Source organism: Achromobacter veterisilvae (genome assembly GCF_037619525.1).
Lineage (GTDB): Bacteria > Pseudomonadota > Gammaproteobacteria > Burkholderiales > Burkholderiaceae_B > Achromobacter > Achromobacter veterisilvae.
On record NZ_CP148753.1, the window covers coordinates 6,394,094 to 6,409,928 of the forward strand.

Consider the following 15,835-nt stretch of genomic DNA (forward strand, 5'->3'; position numbering starts at 1 on the left):
CGGCGTCCGGAAGCCAAAGGAGCCGCGGATGAACGAAACGAAGAAAAGAACAGTCCGCATCGGCGGCGCATCGGGTTTCTGGGGAGACTCCAGCGTGGGCGCGCCGCAACTGGTCGCCGGCGGGCGGATCGACTATCTGGTATTCGACTATCTGGCCGAACTCACTATGTCGATCCTGGGGGCCGCGCGGCTGAAGAAACCCGAGCTGGGCTACGCCACGGATTTCGTCACGGTGGCCATGAAAAGCGTGCTCGGCGACGTAGTGGCAAAGGGCATCCGCGTGGTCAGCAATGCCGGCGGCGTCAATCCGCAGGGCTGCGCGGATGCGCTGCGCGCGCTGGCGGCCGAACAGGGCATCGAGGTGAAGATTGCGGTGGTGACCGGCGACGACGTCATGCCGCTGCTGCCCCGGTTGCGCGCGACCGCCCCGCCTATCCGGGAACTGCAAAGTGGCATGCCGCTGCCCGCCAAGGTGGTTACGGCAAACGCCTACCTCGGCGCCATGCCCATCAAGGCGGCGCTGGACGCCGGCGCGCAGATCGTGATCACCGGCCGCTGCGTGGATTCGGCGGTAACGCTGGGGATCCTGATGCACGAGTTCGGTTGGAAGGCGGACGACTATGACCGCCTGGCTGGCGGCAGCCTGGCGGGGCACATCATCGAATGCGGCTGCCAGGCCACGGGCGGCCTGCACACCGACTGGCAGGACGTGCCCGACTGGGCGCACATCGGCTACCCCATTGTCGAGTGCGAGGCGGATGGCGGCTTCATCGTCACCAAGCCCGAGGGAACCGGCGGGCTGGTGGCGCCGCAGGTGGTGGCCGAACAGATGCTCTACGAAATCGGCGACCCGGAAACCTACCTGCTGCCGGATGTCGTGTGCGACTTCACCCAGGTCGAAATCACGCAGGCCGGGTCCCAGCGCGTGCGCGTGCAGCGCGCGCGCGGGCGGGCGCCGACAGATAGCTACAAGGTCTGCGCCACGTACGCCGACGGCTTCAAGACCTCGGCCCAGTTGACGCTGGTCGGCTTCGACGCCGCGGCCAAGGCGCGGCGCACTGGCGAGGCCATCCTGGAGCGTGTCGGCGAACTGCTGCGGGCACGGGGCCTGGCGGGGTTCAGCCGTATCAACCTGGAGATCCTGGGGGCCGAAAGCGGGTATGGTCCGCACGCGCAGGCCATGGCCCTGGCCACGCGCGAGGCCATCCTCCGCCTGACCGCATGCCATACCCACAAGGCGGCGCTGGAACTGCTGGCGCGCGAGATCGCGTCGGCAGGCACTTCCTTTGCCCCCGGAACCACCGGGGCAGGCGGACGGGCCGGCGCTTCGCCACTGATCCGCCAGTACGCCTTCCTGCTCGGCAAGTCTCAAGTCAGGCCAAAGGTCTATCTGGATGGCCGCGCCTTGGACCTGGTGGACGCGGATTCACCCCCGCCGCCGCCCCGCCCGGCCCCGGACGCCACGGTGGCCGAAGCTGCGCCCAGCACCTGGCGGGAACCCGCGAACGCCGTTACCGTGCCGCTGATTCGGCTGGCCTGGGCGCGCTCGGGCGACAAGGGAAACACCTCCAACATCGGCGTCATCGCGCGCAAGCCCGAATGGCTGGAACTGCTGCGCTCTCAATTGACGCCGGATCGAGTGGCGCAGTACCTCGCCCACCTGGTGCGGGGGCCGGTTGCGCGCTACGAACTACCAGGCATCCATGCCTTCAACTTCGTGTGCGAAAACGCCCTGGACGGGGGCGGCATGGCCTCGCTGCGCAACGATGCGCTGGGCAAGGAGATGGCCCAGATCCTCCTGTCCATGCCGGTCAGTGTGCCCGCCGGAACGACCGGCATGTCCCTGGCCCTCGGGGCGAGTTTCCCGGAGAGAACGGAAGGTCGGCCATGACACGCGGCGCGGCGCGCGGGCGGCCTTGATGCAGTCAACTTTGAAATGAGAGTTGTTATCATTTATGATGCAGCCTCTTTCGACAGCCCGACAGCTCTTGCCGCCAGTGCCGATCCCTCCTCAACCCAGTAGCTGGCTCGCCAAGTACGCGATGATGTTCCGCGACTGGACGCGCCGCAGCGAGCATCCGCAGGAAGCGGAAGATGCGCTGCAGGATGCCGCGCTGGGCATGCTGAAGCGGCAAGGCGCCACGCTGGCCGATCCCTGCGCCTACCTCTACCAATCCAGCCGCAACAACCTGGCGAGCGGCCTGCGCAAGCTCGGCCAACGCGCGGGCGTGCCGCTGCACGACCTGCCCGAATACGAACACCCGCGCTCGGCCGACGCCATCCTGGAACTCGATGGGATCCAACTGGCGCATTCGATCGACGCCGCATTGCGGCAACTGCCCGAGAAATGCCGCCAGGCCTACATCTGGCACCGGCTCGACGGCCTGACCCAAGTCGAGGTTGCCGCCCGGCTGGGGCTGTCTCTCAATACCGTCGAACGCTATATCATGCGTGCCATGCGCCACCTGCGCGATGCACTGCAAAACGACGCCGCAGGCTGAACCCGGCCCTCGCCCCCATGAACCATCCTCTGGATCCCCGCCAATATTCCGACCCGCGCGACGCCGCGGCGGCGTGGTTTGCCCGCGCGCGGTCGGGACGCATGAACGGCGCGGATCGCCAGGCCTTCGACGCCTGGCTGGAAGCGGACCCGGCGCACCGCAAGGAATACGCGCTGCTGGAACGCGTCTGGGAAAGCACCGGCCAGGCGGGACACGAACGCCTGCGCGCATTGGCCGGCGTGCCGCCCGCCGTGCCCGCGAGCCGCGGGCGCCGGGCGGCGCTGGGCTGGGCGTTGGCCGGCGCGGGCGCGCTGGCGGCCGGCGGTCTCGCCGTCGGCCTGCGCTGGCAAGGCCCGGCCAGCTTCGAACAGGCGGTGGCCACCGCGCACGGCCAGCGCAGGACAGTGGCCCTGCCCGACCGGACGTCGATCGACCTGAACACCGACAGCCGGGCCGTGGTGCGCTATTACGCCGACCGCCGCGAGGTCGATCTCGAGGCGGGCGAGGCCAGTTTCTCCGTGTCCGCCGACGCGTCGCGCCCCTTCGTCGTACGCGCCGGACTGGCGGCCGTGCGCGTGACCGGCACGCGCTTCAATGTCCGCAGGCGGGAGGACGCCACCGAAGTCTCGGTCAGCGCGGGCTCGGTCGAGGTCCGGGCCGCCGGCTGGGCGTTCTGGCGCCGCGAAACGCTGGGGCCGGGCCAGGGCCTGCTCGCCACCCGCGACGGGCTGACGCCGGCGGCCGCCGTCGACGTGGCCGCCGCCACGGCGTGGCGCGAAGGCCGGATCGTTTTCAACAACACGCCCCTGCCCCAGGCCGTGGCCGAACTCAACCGCTACGCGCCCTTCGTCATCCGGCTGGATGGCGCCCGCCTGGCGCGGGTGAGGGTCGCGGGGACCTTGAACGTGGACTCTCCGAGCACCCTGCTGGAGCTGCTGCCCCGTATCGCACCCGTGCGCGTCCAGGCCGAAGGGCAAGGACGCTATGTGCTGACGCCCACCCCGTAGTTTCAATTTGTTTCAATTTTTCCCGGCGGGATCTTCAGGGTTTCCGGCCGTTCCGCACTCGTTACCCATGAGTGCCGGCTTGAACCGCAAGCCGCGGCAAACCCGTTGGAACAACCTCCCATGACCTTCCTGCCTTCCCGCAACCGCCGCCAGCCGGCGCGCGCACGCTTCCTGCTGGGACGCCTGTCCCTCGCCCTGCTTTCCTTGACGGCGGCCCCCGCCGCCACGCTGGCTGCCGACGCCGCCATGGTGATCAATTCCGCCCGCCAGCCGCTGCACGAAGCCCTGGTCGAATTGGGACGGCAAACGTCCATGGAACTGCTCTACGACCCCGCGCTCGTCGCCGGCAAGACCGCGCCGCCCGTGGCCGGGCGGCTCACCCCGCAGCAGGCGCTGGACCGCCTGCTGGCCGGCAGCGGCCTGATCGCCGTCGTGGAGAACGGCAAGGCCGTGATCGAGCGCGAACCGGACAATCTGGACGCGGCCACGCTCTCGGCCATCACCGTGACCGCCCGCCGCGCCGAAGACGGCACCACCGAAGGCACCGGCTCCTACACCAGCCGCGTCACCAGCACCGCGTCCAAGACCGACCTGGCCTTCCGCGAGGTGCCGCAGTCCGTGTCGGTGGTGACGCGGCAGCAGATCGACGACGAGCACCTCACCAGCGTCAGCGACGCGCTGGCCCATGCGGCCGGCATCACGGTGCAGCGCGCGGCCTACAACTCCTACAATTTCTTTTCGCGCGGCTTCCAGATCACCAGCATGCAGATCGACGGCGGCGCCCCCCTGGCGCTGGGCGCGTACACCTACGATGGCGCGCAGGACCTGGCGTTCTACGATCGCGTCGAAGTCATGCGCGGCGCGTCGGGCCTGCTGGGCGGCATGGGCGACCCCGGCGGCATCATCAACCTGGTGCGCAAGCGCCCCTTGGCCGAGTACCAGTTGACCATGGAAGCGTCGGCGGGAAGCTGGGACAATTACCGCAGCATGATCGACGCCACCGGCCCGCTCGGCTTCGACGGCCGCCTTCGCGGCCGCGCCGTGGCGGTGTACGGCAACAGCGATTCCTACCTGGACGACCGGCACAGCGAATCCCCGATGCTCTACGGCGTGCTGGAAGCGGATCTGACGCGCGACACGCTGCTGACGGTCGGCGGCAGCTACACCAAGACGCGCGAACGCGGCTACGGCAGCGGCCTGCCGCGCTATGCCGACGGCAGCGACATCGGCCTGTCGCGTTCGGCCAGCCTGACCCAGCCCTGGGCACTGGCGACCGGCGAAAACAAGCAGATCTTCGCGCAACTGGAGCAACGCTTCCTCGACCGCTGGAAGCTCAAGCTCAACTACACGCAAGAGCGCCGCAACATGCGCTCGACCACGGCCTTCGGCTATGGCGCCATCGATCCCGCCGACGGTTCGGGCTCGAGCTGGGGCGGCGGCCGCTACGTCATGGACAACGAGCAAACCGTGTTCGACGCCAATCTCAGCGGCAGCTTCGACCTGTTCGGGCAAAGCCACGAGGTCCTGCTCGGCGCCGACTGGCAACGCGCCGAAGGCAGATGGAACACCGGCAAGCCGGCGGACAACTGGCAGGTTCCGGTCAACGTGTTCGACCGCAACGCCTGGAATCCGGACCTGAACGTGCCGCTCACCCTGCGCTATGACCCCTGGGGCCAGGAGCAGAAAGGCATCTATGGCGTGCTGCGCATCAACCCGACTTCGCGCCTGCACCTGATCGCCGGCGCGCGCATGAGCCGCTACAAGTTCTTCCAGAGCGTGTCCGACCGGCCCGATGGCGCGTCCGCCTGGGAAGTGTCGTCGCGCACCGATTATGAAGAACCCACCAAGACCACGCCGTACGGCGGAATCATCTACGACCTCAACGACAGTTGGTCCGTCTATGCCAGCTATTCCACCATCCATAAACCCCAGGGCCTGCTGAAGTCCGGCCCCCCGCCCGGCTCTTCCCTGACCGCCATCAAGGGCAAGAGCTACGAGGCGGGGCTCAAGGGCGAGCTGATGGATGGCCGCCTGAACGCCACGCTGAGCCTGTTCAACGTCGAACGCACCGGCACCGGCGTGGTCGACCCGCGCTACCCGGAATCCAGCGACCCCTGGGCCGGCAACTGCTGCTACCAGGCGCAGGGCAAGGTCGTGAGCCGCGGCGTGGACCTGGAAATCGGCGGCGAAGTCACGCCGGGCTGGGAGGTCGCCCTGGGCTATACCTTCAACAATTCCAAGGACAAGAGCGAAGGCACCGTCTTCAGCACGGTCACTCCGCGCCACCTGTTCAAGCTCTCCACCGCCTACACGCTGCCCGGTTCGCTGTCGCGCTGGCGCGTCGGCGGCAATGCCGTCGTGCAGAGTTCCACCTTCGTGTCCGGGGCGGTCTATGCGCCGAACGGCGACGCCACCCCGTACAAGTTCGCCCAATCCGGCTACGCCGTGGTCGGCCTGATGGCGCAATACCGTTTCGATCCAAGCTGGTCCCTGACGCTCAATGCCAACAACCTATTCGACAAGGTCTACTACGAGCGCGTGGGCGACGCGGCCGGCGGCAACTGGTATGGCGCGCCGCGCAACTGGATGCTGACGCTGCGCGGCACTTATTGAAGAGCCGAAGGCCGGCGGCGACGCAATCCGGTCTTCAGTCGCCCAACAACCGCACGGTCTGCGGGTTGTAGCCGGCATAGGCCCCGCAGGACACATGGGGCCGCGCGGAAGGCGGCAGCCCCGTGGCGCGGATCGCGAGTTCGTCCCTGCGTGAACGGATCTCCTGGTAGCGCTCGGCAGCCACCGTTCCATCGGGCAGGAAGTACAGGCGCACACGCACCAAGCCCGCGCCGGAGCCGGCCTTGCCGGCCTTGCCGAAGGCGGGCACGGCCATCGCCGCTTCGCGCCAGGCTCCCGGCTCTTCCACGGCCTGCCAGCGTATGCGCACCGGCTGGTCCAGGTCGAGCAGCACCGGACTGCCGCCATGGGACAGATGGCAGGGATGCCCCAACAGGCTGCCCGCGGCATCCCCGCCCATATCGTATGCCTGGCCGTTGATCTCCACCCTGGCCATCGTCTCGGGCGTGTAGTTGGCCATGCCGAAAATCGCCAGCCCGGGAATGCGGGCCGATTCCATCGCCTGCTCGGTCATCAGCGAAAAGCGGGCGATGCCCGGCGCCACTTCGACGCGGTCGGCGTAATGGAAATACTGGTACACCAGCAGCCCGGCCTCGCCGTAGGCATACGCGGAGGGCAGTTTCCCCAGATCGGGATACGGCAGGCGGCGCAGCGGCAGGGAAGCGCCGGGCGCGCCCGCCTGGTCCAGGTAGACATAGCGCGCGGCCGCTTCCTTCAGGCGCGCGCCGTCATAGGGAAACACGCCCTTGGCCAAGGCGTCCGGCCCCGGATAGCGGCGGAACCTGGAGAAATTGCGATTGTCGGCCGACGCGGGCTCCATGTAGGGAGACGCGCCGGAAGCCGCGGAAGCCTCGCGGGTATCCAGCCAGATCGTGCGGCCGCTCAGGTTGACGTGCGTCTCGGCGATCGCGGGGTGCGACTCGCGAAAACTGTCCCACTGGCTCTTCCGGATGGATTCGCTGACCGGAACGATCAGCGCGGCCAGGAGCGTGGGGACGAACATCAGCGCATGGACGTGCCCCGGCACGTTCCTGCGGTCCCGCGCCAGGTACACGATCCAGGTCACCGCCAGCAAGATGGCCAGCGGTCCGCCGAACATGACCGCGTAGGCCGCCAGCGCCGCCGCGCCCCAGCCCAGGCCCTTGCTGGTCACGGCCGCGACGCCCAGGAAGGCCAGCAGGCCCGCCAACAGGAAGGAAATGGCTATGCCAAACCAATAATCCCTGGTCTTCTTCACTCTACGTTTCCTTGCGCAGCGGCACTCGCGCTCGCGCACCGCGCGACGAGCTTCCGCGAAAACGCCATTGAAGCATGCCGCCGCGCGCGCAGCCCCGCTACGCTGAATGCGCCGCCGCCAGGCGCAGCGGCGGTGCCTTTTGCGCAGGCATGACGGCCCGTTCCTTGCCTGCCTGCGTATGGAACACGCCGATAGTGTCGACCATGGAGCTAGACTCGGCGCCAAGATGCTGGGCAACGCCGGCCAGTTCCTCCACCAGCGAGGCGTTCTTGTGCACCAGGTTCTCCATTTTGGCGACCGCCGTGCTGATGGTGTCGACCCCGGCCGCCTGCTCGCCCGAAGCATGGGCGATCTCGGCCATGAACTGGCTGACCCGATCGACGGACTGGATGATTTCTTGCATGGCGGTCCCCGCGGTGCTGGCCTGGCTCGACCCCACGGACATCTGGGTCACCGACGTGTCGATCAGCGTCTTGATCTCCTTGGCGGCCTGCGTCGTGCGCTGGGCCAGGCTGCGCACTTCCCCCGCGACGACGGCAAATCCCTTGCCCTGATCGCCGGCCCTCGCGGCCTCGACCGCGGCGTTGAGCGCAAGGATATTGGTCTGAAAGGCGATGCCTTCGATGACGGAGACGATCTCCGCTATCTTCCTGGACCCTTCATTGATCGCCTGCATCGTCGAGACCATCTGGCCGACCGTCTCGCCGCCCTGCGTCGCGGCAGTCTGGCTTTCCTTGGCCAGCGCCGAGGCGGACGCCGCGCTCTCCGTATTGCGCGCGACGGTAGCGGCCAGTTGCGCCACGCTGGCGGCGGTGTCCTGCAGCGAATCGCGTTGGTCGCTGGTGTGGCTTGCCAAGTCGCTGCTGTCCGCGTGCAGTTTGGCGATGGTGCCGGCATGGCGGGTCGTTTGGGAGGCGACCTCGGTGGAAATGCCTGTCAGGCTCTTGCGCATGATATCCAGGTAGAAATACAGATTGCGCGCTTCCCCTTTGATATCCGTATCGATTTCATTGACGAGATTCCCCGCGGCGATCTGCCTCGCCACTTCCTCGGCTGTTTTCAATTGCTTGACGAAACGCCCGGCCCGCATCGCCGAGGCCAGCATGGCCGCCAGCGCACAGCCCCCGTACACGGCCCACCAGGCCGGACGCGAAACGTCTTCGCGGGCGGAAAGCAGGAGATGGGTGGGTATCGCCGCCAGCGCGCACAGCAGCGCGGTGCCGCGCAGCGTGGCGGGCACGATGCCGCTGCGCAGCGGATAGGCCGCGGCGCGCAGCCACTTCCTCCAGCCGACAGCGGTTCGCTGGCCGGCCTGCAGCGCATAGCCGCCGAGCTGCCCGGCGGCCACCTGGGCGTAAAAATGCTCCGCATCTTCTATTTGCTGGCGCGAAGCCTTGATGCGCACCGAGGCGTAGCCCGTGACCTCGCCGGCCTCTATGACCGGCATCGCGTTCGCCAGCACCCAATAGAAACCGCCGGACTTGTGCCTGTTCTTCACCACCGCCAGCCACGGCCTGCCCGCTTTCAGGGTGTCCCACATATCCTCGAACACCGCGGGCGGCATATCCGGATGGCGGACGATATTGTGGGCTTTCCCCAGCAACTCCTCCCGCGTGAAACCGCTGATTTCCACGAATGCGGGGTTGCAGTACGTGATACGTCCCTTTAAATCTGTCTTCGAGATCAGATATTGATCGTCATGCAGTACGAACTCATGGTCGGTAATCGGGAGATTCACTCGCATGGCGCATGCCTCTCTTCAGTGGGGAGCCGGATGCAATTCGAAGATTGCATTTTGTCTGCATATGAAATATCTGATAACGCCGCATTGTCCATAGGGTTTCCACGGATGTGGCGTCTTTGTCACGAAATGGCCGCGGTCCTTTCTCTTTTCGATAACCCAGCTTCTCCACTGACGGCTTTTGGCCCGGGCGGGTCGGTACGTAAGATGCCCGTACGGTTGGCGCAAGGGGCGCCGCCAGGAATTCGGCGCGGTTCTCGGGACCGGCCGGCAGATGGAACGTGTGATGAATCATTGGGAGCTTGGCGCCACGGAGATCGCCGCGGGCGTGCGATCGGGAGATTTCAGCGCCGAAGAGGTCGCTCGCAGCGCCCTGGCGCGATTGGAATCGGTGAACCCGGCGCTGAATGCGATCGTGGATTTTCAAGCCGAGCGGGTATTGGCCGCGGCGCGCGCGGTGGACACCGCGCGGGCCGCGGGACGCGGCGCGGGTGTGCTGGCCGGCGTGCCGGTGACGATCAAGGTCGTGGCGGACGAGGCCGGCTTCGCGACCACGAACGGATTGCGCTTGCAGCGCGATCAGATAGCCACGGAAGACAACCCGCTGGTGTCGCATTTCAAGGCGGCGGGGGCCGTGCCCCTGGGCCGGACGAACACGCCGTCGTTTTCACTGCGCTGGTTCACGAGCAATCGCCTGTACGGTTCAACGCGCAATCCGCATCGCGCGGGCTTGACGCCTGGCGGCTCCTCGGGCGGCGCCAGCGCCGCGGTCGCGGCGGGCCTGGGCGCCATCGGCCACGGGACCGACATCGCCGGCTCGGTGCGCTATCCGGCCTATGCCTGTGGCGTGCACGGCCTGCGCCCGACCCCGGGCCGGATCAGCTATTTCAATGCGAGTTCACCGGTGCGCGGCATCGGACAGCAGTTCATGTCGGTGTCCGGCCCCATCGCCCGCAGCGTGGCCGATCTTCGGCTGGCGCTGGAGGTGATGGCTCAGGGCGACGCGCGCGATCCGGTGTGGGTGCCGGCGCCTTTGCGCGGACCGGCGACGCCTCGCCTTGCGGCCTTGTGCACGCATCCGGCGGGAATGGATACGGACCCGTGCGTGGTGCGCGCACTGGAAGAAGCCGCGCAGCGTCTGCGCGATCGCGGCTGGCGGGTAAGCCGCGTGGACGACGTGCCGCCGTTGCGCGAGGCCGCTATCGAGCATGTGTATCTATGGATGGGCGACGGCTTCGACAGCCGTTGGGCCAAGGCGCTGAAAGAAGAGGATCCGGGCGCGCTGGCGGCCTTGGCGGGGCAGCGCAAGCAAGTCGCCGGCATGGACGCCGCCACGTTCTCGGACGCGCGGACGCGCCGCATGACGATGTTACGCGAGTGGCAGCTTTTCTTCGAGGACTACCCGGTGCTGCTGATGCCCGTGTCCGGCGAACTGCCTTTTCCCGATGAACTGGACATGGGGGACGAGGCGGCGTACCGGCGCGTCTGGGAAGCGCAAGTCCCGCTGATGGGAACGGCGTTCGTGGGAGTGCCCGGGGTGTCCGTGGCCACGGGCGTGGAGGACGGCGTGCCAGTGGGCGTACAGGTGGTCGCGGGGCGATTCCGGGAGGACCTGTGCCTGGACGCGGCCGCCGATATCGAGGCCGACGGTTTCAAGCCACGCGTGGTGGATCCGGCGTTCTAGCCATTGTTGGTTTTTCTGTAAACACAATATCAGGGGAAAGAAATGTCTCAAGCCTTGGGCCGCTGGGCCCTGGCGTTCGCCGTCGCGAGCGCGAGTTTCTGTGCGATGGCCGCCGACGCGACGCCATGGCCGACCAAGCCGGTCCGCATCCTGGTGGGCTTTCCTCCGGGGAATTCGACCGACATCAGCGCGCGCCTGATGGCCAGCGACCTGGAGAAGGCGACGGGCCAGCCCTTCGTGGTGGAAAACCGTCCCGGCGCGGGCGGCACGATCGCCATCGATCTGGCCGCGCGCTCGGGCAAGGAGGGCGAGACGGTGCTCTTTACCTCGACCGGCCCTTTCGCGATCGGGCCGCATATCTACAAAGAACTGAAATCCAAGCCCCTGAGCGATTTCGCGCCGGTGGCCATGGTGGGCCGCGCGCCGCTCTTGCTGGTGGTGGCGGCCGACTCTCCGTACAAGACCCTGGCCGACGTCGTCGAAGCGGGGCGGGATCCGAAAACGCCGCTGAATTACGCCTCCATCGGCAACGGGACGACGAATCATCTGGCGATGGAGTTGTTCAAGAGCCGCACGGACACGCACTATTCGCATGTGCCCTACAAGGGTTCCGGTCCGGCGCTGACGGACTTGATCGGCGGACGCGTGCAACTGATGTTCGACAGCCCCGCGCCGCTCCTGCCGCTGATTCGCGACGGAAAACTGCGCGTGCTGGCGACCGGCGGCGCCGAGTCGTACAAGGAAACGCCCGAGGCGCCGACGATCGCCGCGACCTATCCGGGTTTCGAGGTGGGCACCTGGACGATGTTCGCTTTCCCCGCGGGCACGCCGGATGCCATCGTGCAGAAGATGAATGCCGCGGTCATGCCTTTGCTCAACAACCCGGCACTGGCCGAGAAATCCAGGACCGCCGGCATCGAACTCTTCGAGCCGCAGACCGCGGCGCAGGCCGAAGAACGCTACGCGCAGGACTTCAAGCGCTGGGGCGAGGCCGTGAAGAGCGCCAACCTGGACATCAACTGATCGACTTTCCATGGCGGCGCGCGCCGCCCGGTGGAGCGGCTGTTCCGCTCCTGCTTGTCTGTTTTCACTCATTCATCATGGCACAACACACATCGAGCGGATCTTCGGGCGCCGCGCTGGATACGCATCTGATTCCGGGCTCCAGCCTGGTCGAGCCGGTCATCGTGAGCGGCGCCGCTTGCGAGGTCGTGGACGAGGCTGGCAACACCTACCTCGATCTGGAAGCCGGCCCTGGCGTGAATTCCGTGGGCCATTGCCATCCCAAGGTGGTCAAGGCCATCCAGGACCAGGCCACGCGGCTGCTGCAAGGCCCCGGGCGCAATCACAGCCGCGTGACCTCGGAACTGGCCGCGCGCATCACCCGCGAAAGCGATGGCCGCCTGTCGCGGGTGTTCTTCACCAATAGCGGCGCGGAGTCGAACGACGGCGCGATCAAGCTGGCTTTCAAGCACGCGACCAACACCGGCAAGAAAGGCTACGGCGTGCTCGCCATGGAGCATAGCTTCCATGGCCGCACCTCGCTGGCATTGAGCCTGACGGGCAACGCGGCGCGCAAGAAGGGCTTTGGCCCCTATGCCGCCCTGCCGGGGGTCGTGCATGTGAGCGCGCCCTATTGCTATCGCTGCCCTTATTCTTCGCACAACAAGAACAACGACGGCGGTTGCGGCCTGAAGTGCGCCGACGCGATCGAGGATGCGATCAAGGTCCGCATGCAGTCCGCGCCGGCCGTGCTGATCTCGGAGTCCATTCTTTGCGTCGGCGGCGTTCTCACGCCGCCCAAACACTACTGGCCGCGCGTGCAGGACATCTGCCGCAAGCACGGCATCACGCTCGTCATCGACGAGGTGTTCGCCGGCTGGGGCCGCACGGGCAAGACCTTTGGCTATCAACACTGGGACGTGCAGCCCGATATCGTGACTTTCGCCAAGGCCATTGGCGGGGGGGTGCCCATCGGCGGCTTCATGGCGACCGAGACCCTGGGCACGGCGTTCGAGGAAGGCGATCATTTCACGACCTTCGGCTCGAACAACCAGATCGGGATGGCGGCCGGGCACGCGGTGCTGGACATCCTCGAAGAGGAAAGGCTGGCGGACAACGCGCGCGTCTGCGGCGAATACTTCCTCGAGGGATTCAAGCGCCTGGCCGGCAAGTACGAAGTCATCGGCGACGTGCGCGGAATCGGCCTGATGATAGGCGTGGAACTGGTGAAGAACCGTGAAACCCGCGAGCCCTATCCTGAACTCGTCAAGGCCATGCATGCGGCCTTGCGCGAACGGAAACTGCTGATCTCGACCACGGGCACCTACGCTTCAACGCTGCGTATCACGCCGCCCCTGGTGATCACCCGTGAACAGATAGACCACGCGCTGCGTATTTTTGACGAAACCTTTGCGGCTCTGGGCCGCGTGTGAGGGCACGATGTCGAAGCTGTTGATAGCCGGCCGATGGGTGGCCGGCGACCATTCCGAAGTCCTGACCGATTGCTATAGCGGCCAGCCCTATGGCGAGATGGGGGTCGCCTCGGCGCGGCAAGTGGACGAAGCCGTGGGCGCGGCGGCGCAGGCCGCCCGCCGCATCCGCCTGTCGCCCGACGAACGCTACCGCATCCTGATGCGCGCGGCCGACCTGATGCAGGCGCGCAAGGAAAAACTGCTGGACACCCTGGTGTCCGAGACAGGTTTCCCGCGCGGCGACGGCGAGAACGAGGTGCGCCGCTGCGTGCAGACCTTGCAGCTCTCGGCCGAGGAAGCGCGCCGCCTGGTGGGCGACATCGTGCCGATGGAAGCCACGCCGGGGCTGAAGAACCGCATGGGCTATACCGTGCTCGTGCCGCGCGGGGTGGTCTGCGCGATCACACCCTACAACTCCCCCTTGAACGTGGTGGCCCACAAGGTGGCGCCGGCTCTGGCCGGCGGCAACGTGGTGGTGCTCAAGCCCTCGGAGCTGACGCCGCTGAGCGCAGTGGCCTTGTGCCAGATCCTGATCGACGCGGGCTTGCCGCCGGAGTGCATCAGCCTGCTGCACGGCCCGGGCGCGGCCATCGGGCGCGCTCTTCTGGACGACAACCGCATCCAGTTCTATACCTTCACGGGCAGCACGCGGGTGGGCCGCGAGATCCAGCAGGCCGCCGGCTTGCGCGGGACGCAACTTGAGCTGGGCAGTATCGCCAGCACCATCGTGCTGGCCGACGCGGATCAAGCGCTGGCGGTGGGCAAGATCGTGGCCGCGGGCTTTCGCAAGGCCGGCCAGGTCTGCACCTCGGTGCAGCGCGTGCTGATCCAGCGGCCCATCTACGAAGCCTTCCTGGAAAAGCTCGTCGAGGCCACGCGCAAGGTACCCTACGGAGATCCGCGCCAGCCGGAGACAGTGGTGGGCCCCATGATCACCGTGCAGCAGGCGGAACGCGCCGAGCAATGGCTGGCCGAGGCCGTGCGGGGAGGCGCCCGCGTGCTGGTGGGCGGCAAGCGCGAGCGCGCGGTGTTCGCCCCGACCATCCTGGCCGATGCGCCGCCGGACGCGCGGGTGGTGTGCGAAGAAGTGTTCGCGCCGATTATCGTGGCCATTCCCGTCGATACCGTCGAGCAGGCCTATGAGCGGGCCAACGATACGCCGTACGGCCTGGCCGCCGGCCTGTTCACGCGGGATCTCTCGGTGGCGATGCAGGCCGGGGTGAATCTGCAGTTCGGTGGTGTCCATATCAACGAAACTTCCAGTTCGCGCGTGGACGTCATGCCGTTTGGCGGCGTGAAGGACAGCGGCTTTGGCCGCGAAGGCCCGCGGTACGCGGTGCGCGAGATGATGGAAGAGCGCCTGGTGACGATCGCTTTCTGATCGCGGCGCGGTGTGGGCGGGCGTCCGGGCGGCGCCCGCCTTCTTTGCAAGGAGCACACATGTTGTCCGAAGCAGCGCGCGGCGTCAGCCATGTTGAATTTCGCGGCGTGTCCAAGACCTACGATGGCCGGAGCTATTCGGTCAGGGACCTGGACCTGGCCGTAAGAAAAAATGAGTTCCTCACTTTCCTGGGGCCTTCGGGATCGGGCAAGACCACCTCCCTGATGATGCTGGCCGGCTTCGAGACGCCCACCTCGGGCGACATCCTGATAGCCGACAAGCCGGTCACGCACGCGGCGCCCCACAAGCGCAATATCGGCGTCGTATTCCAGAACTATGCCTTGTTCCCCCACATGAACGTGGCCGAGAACCTGGCTTTCCCGCTGACCGTGCGCAAGTACCCCCGAAGCGATATCAAGAACAAGGTGGATCGCGCCCTGGACATGGTGCGCCTGGGCGCCTTCGCCGAACGCCGGCCGGCGCAGTTGTCCGGCGGCCAGCAACAGCGCGTGGCGCTGGCGCGGGCCCTGATCTTCGACCCGGTCCTGGTGCTCATGGACGAGCCTCTGGGAGCCCTGGACAAGTATCTGCGCGAGAAATTGCAGTACGAGATCAAGCGGATCCACGCGGAACTGGGGGTGACCATCATCTACGTCACCCACGACCAGTCCGAGGCCTTGACCATGTCGGACCGGATCGCCGTGTTCGACGAGGGCCGTATCCAGCAGTTGGCCTCGCCCGCCGATCTCTATGAGCGGCCCGCCAGCGCCTTCGTAGCCAGCTTCATCGGCGAGAACAACCTGATAGAAGGCACGGTGCTGGAGGCCGCCGCCGGCCTCTCGGCGCACCGCAGCGCCTGCGGCGCCACATTGCGCGCGCGCCATGCCGGAGAGTTCCCGGCGGGCAGGCCCAGCATCCTGTCGGTGCGGCCGGAGAAGGTCAGCCTCATGCCGCAGCCCGGCGCCTGCGACAACGTGCTGGACGTGAAACTCGAGCAGTACATGTACCACGGCGACCATCTGCGCGCCGTGTTCCGGCTGGCCGGCGGCGGCACGATGATGTGCAAGGTGCCCGACGCCAGGCCGCTGGGCCAGGCGCGCCCCGGCGACGTGCTGCGGGTGGGCTGGAAATCCGACGATTGTTTTGCCTTTCCCGCGACGCGGGCATCCTGACGTATCA

At 67.0% G+C, this 15,835-nt stretch carries 11 protein-coding genes; 9 read left to right on the forward strand and 2 right to left on the reverse strand.

Annotation, left to right across the window (positions count from 1 at the left end; all coding sequences use genetic code 11):
* Positions 1-28 precede the first annotated feature (28 nt).
* The 4 genes from WHX56_RS29800 to WHX56_RS29815 all read left to right on the forward strand — a co-directional run bounded on the left by WHX56_RS29800 (position 29) and on the right by WHX56_RS29815 (position 6,121).
* Positions 29-1,891 (forward strand): acyclic terpene utilization AtuA family protein, encoded by a 1,863-nt coding sequence (locus tag WHX56_RS29800; RefSeq protein WP_338879779.1) that lies wholly within the window; start codon positions 29-31, stop codon positions 1,889-1,891.
* A gap of 106 nt (positions 1,892-1,997) precedes the next feature.
* Entirely contained in the window at positions 1,998-2,501 is a 504-nt protein-coding gene (locus WHX56_RS29805) for an RNA polymerase sigma factor (protein WP_165360253.1), read from the forward strand.
* Between the two features lie 17 nt (positions 2,502-2,518).
* The gene (locus WHX56_RS29810; RefSeq protein WP_338879780.1) at positions 2,519-3,508 is read left to right on the forward strand and encodes a FecR family protein; all 990 of its coding nucleotides are present in this window, start codon (positions 2,519-2,521) and stop codon (positions 3,506-3,508) included.
* 120 nt (positions 3,509-3,628) lie between these two features.
* On the forward strand, positions 3,629-6,121 hold the full coding sequence (locus WHX56_RS29815) for a TonB-dependent siderophore receptor (RefSeq protein ID WP_338879781.1): 2,493 nt from the start codon (positions 3,629-3,631) through the stop codon (positions 6,119-6,121).
* 34 nt (positions 6,122-6,155) lie between these two features.
* On the opposite strand, the gene WHX56_RS29820 is transcribed toward WHX56_RS29815, so the two are convergent.
* Both WHX56_RS29820 and WHX56_RS29825 read right to left on the reverse strand, forming a co-directional pair.
* A complete protein-coding gene (locus tag WHX56_RS29820; RefSeq protein WP_338879782.1) occupies positions 6,156-7,376 on the reverse strand; it encodes a hypothetical protein in 1,221 nt (406 codons plus the stop codon).
* A 97-nt stretch (positions 7,377-7,473) separates the two neighbouring features.
* Positions 7,474-9,120 (reverse strand): methyl-accepting chemotaxis protein, encoded by a 1,647-nt coding sequence (locus WHX56_RS29825; RefSeq protein ID WP_338879783.1) that lies wholly within the window; start codon positions 9,118-9,120, stop codon positions 7,474-7,476.
* 283 nt (positions 9,121-9,403) lie between these two features.
* On the opposite strand from WHX56_RS29825, the gene WHX56_RS29830 reads away from it, so the two are divergent.
* The 5 genes from WHX56_RS29830 (at position 9,404) to WHX56_RS29850 (ending at position 15,828) form a co-directional block, all read left to right on the forward strand.
* Entirely contained in the window at positions 9,404-10,801 is a 1,398-nt protein-coding gene (locus tag WHX56_RS29830) for an amidase family protein (RefSeq protein ID WP_338879784.1), read from the forward strand.
* A gap of 42 nt (positions 10,802-10,843) precedes the next feature.
* Positions 10,844-11,824: a tripartite tricarboxylate transporter substrate binding protein gene (locus WHX56_RS29835; RefSeq protein WP_338879785.1), complete on the forward strand. Its 981-nt coding sequence runs from the start codon at positions 10,844-10,846 to the stop codon at positions 11,822-11,824.
* Between the two features lie 77 nt (positions 11,825-11,901).
* Entirely contained in the window at positions 11,902-13,236 is a 1,335-nt protein-coding gene (locus WHX56_RS29840) for an aspartate aminotransferase family protein (RefSeq protein WP_338879786.1), read from the forward strand.
* A 7-nt stretch (positions 13,237-13,243) separates the two neighbouring features.
* Complete coding sequence (locus WHX56_RS29845; RefSeq protein WP_338879787.1) at positions 13,244-14,656, forward strand: aldehyde dehydrogenase family protein; 1,413 nt, start codon at positions 13,244-13,246, stop codon at positions 14,654-14,656.
* Between the two features lie 59 nt (positions 14,657-14,715).
* Positions 14,716-15,828 carry an ABC transporter ATP-binding protein gene (locus WHX56_RS29850; RefSeq protein ID WP_338879788.1) on the forward strand — a complete coding sequence of 371 codons (1,113 nt, stop codon included), beginning with the start codon at positions 14,716-14,718 and terminating at the stop codon, positions 15,826-15,828.
* Positions 15,829-15,835 lie beyond the last annotated feature (7 nt).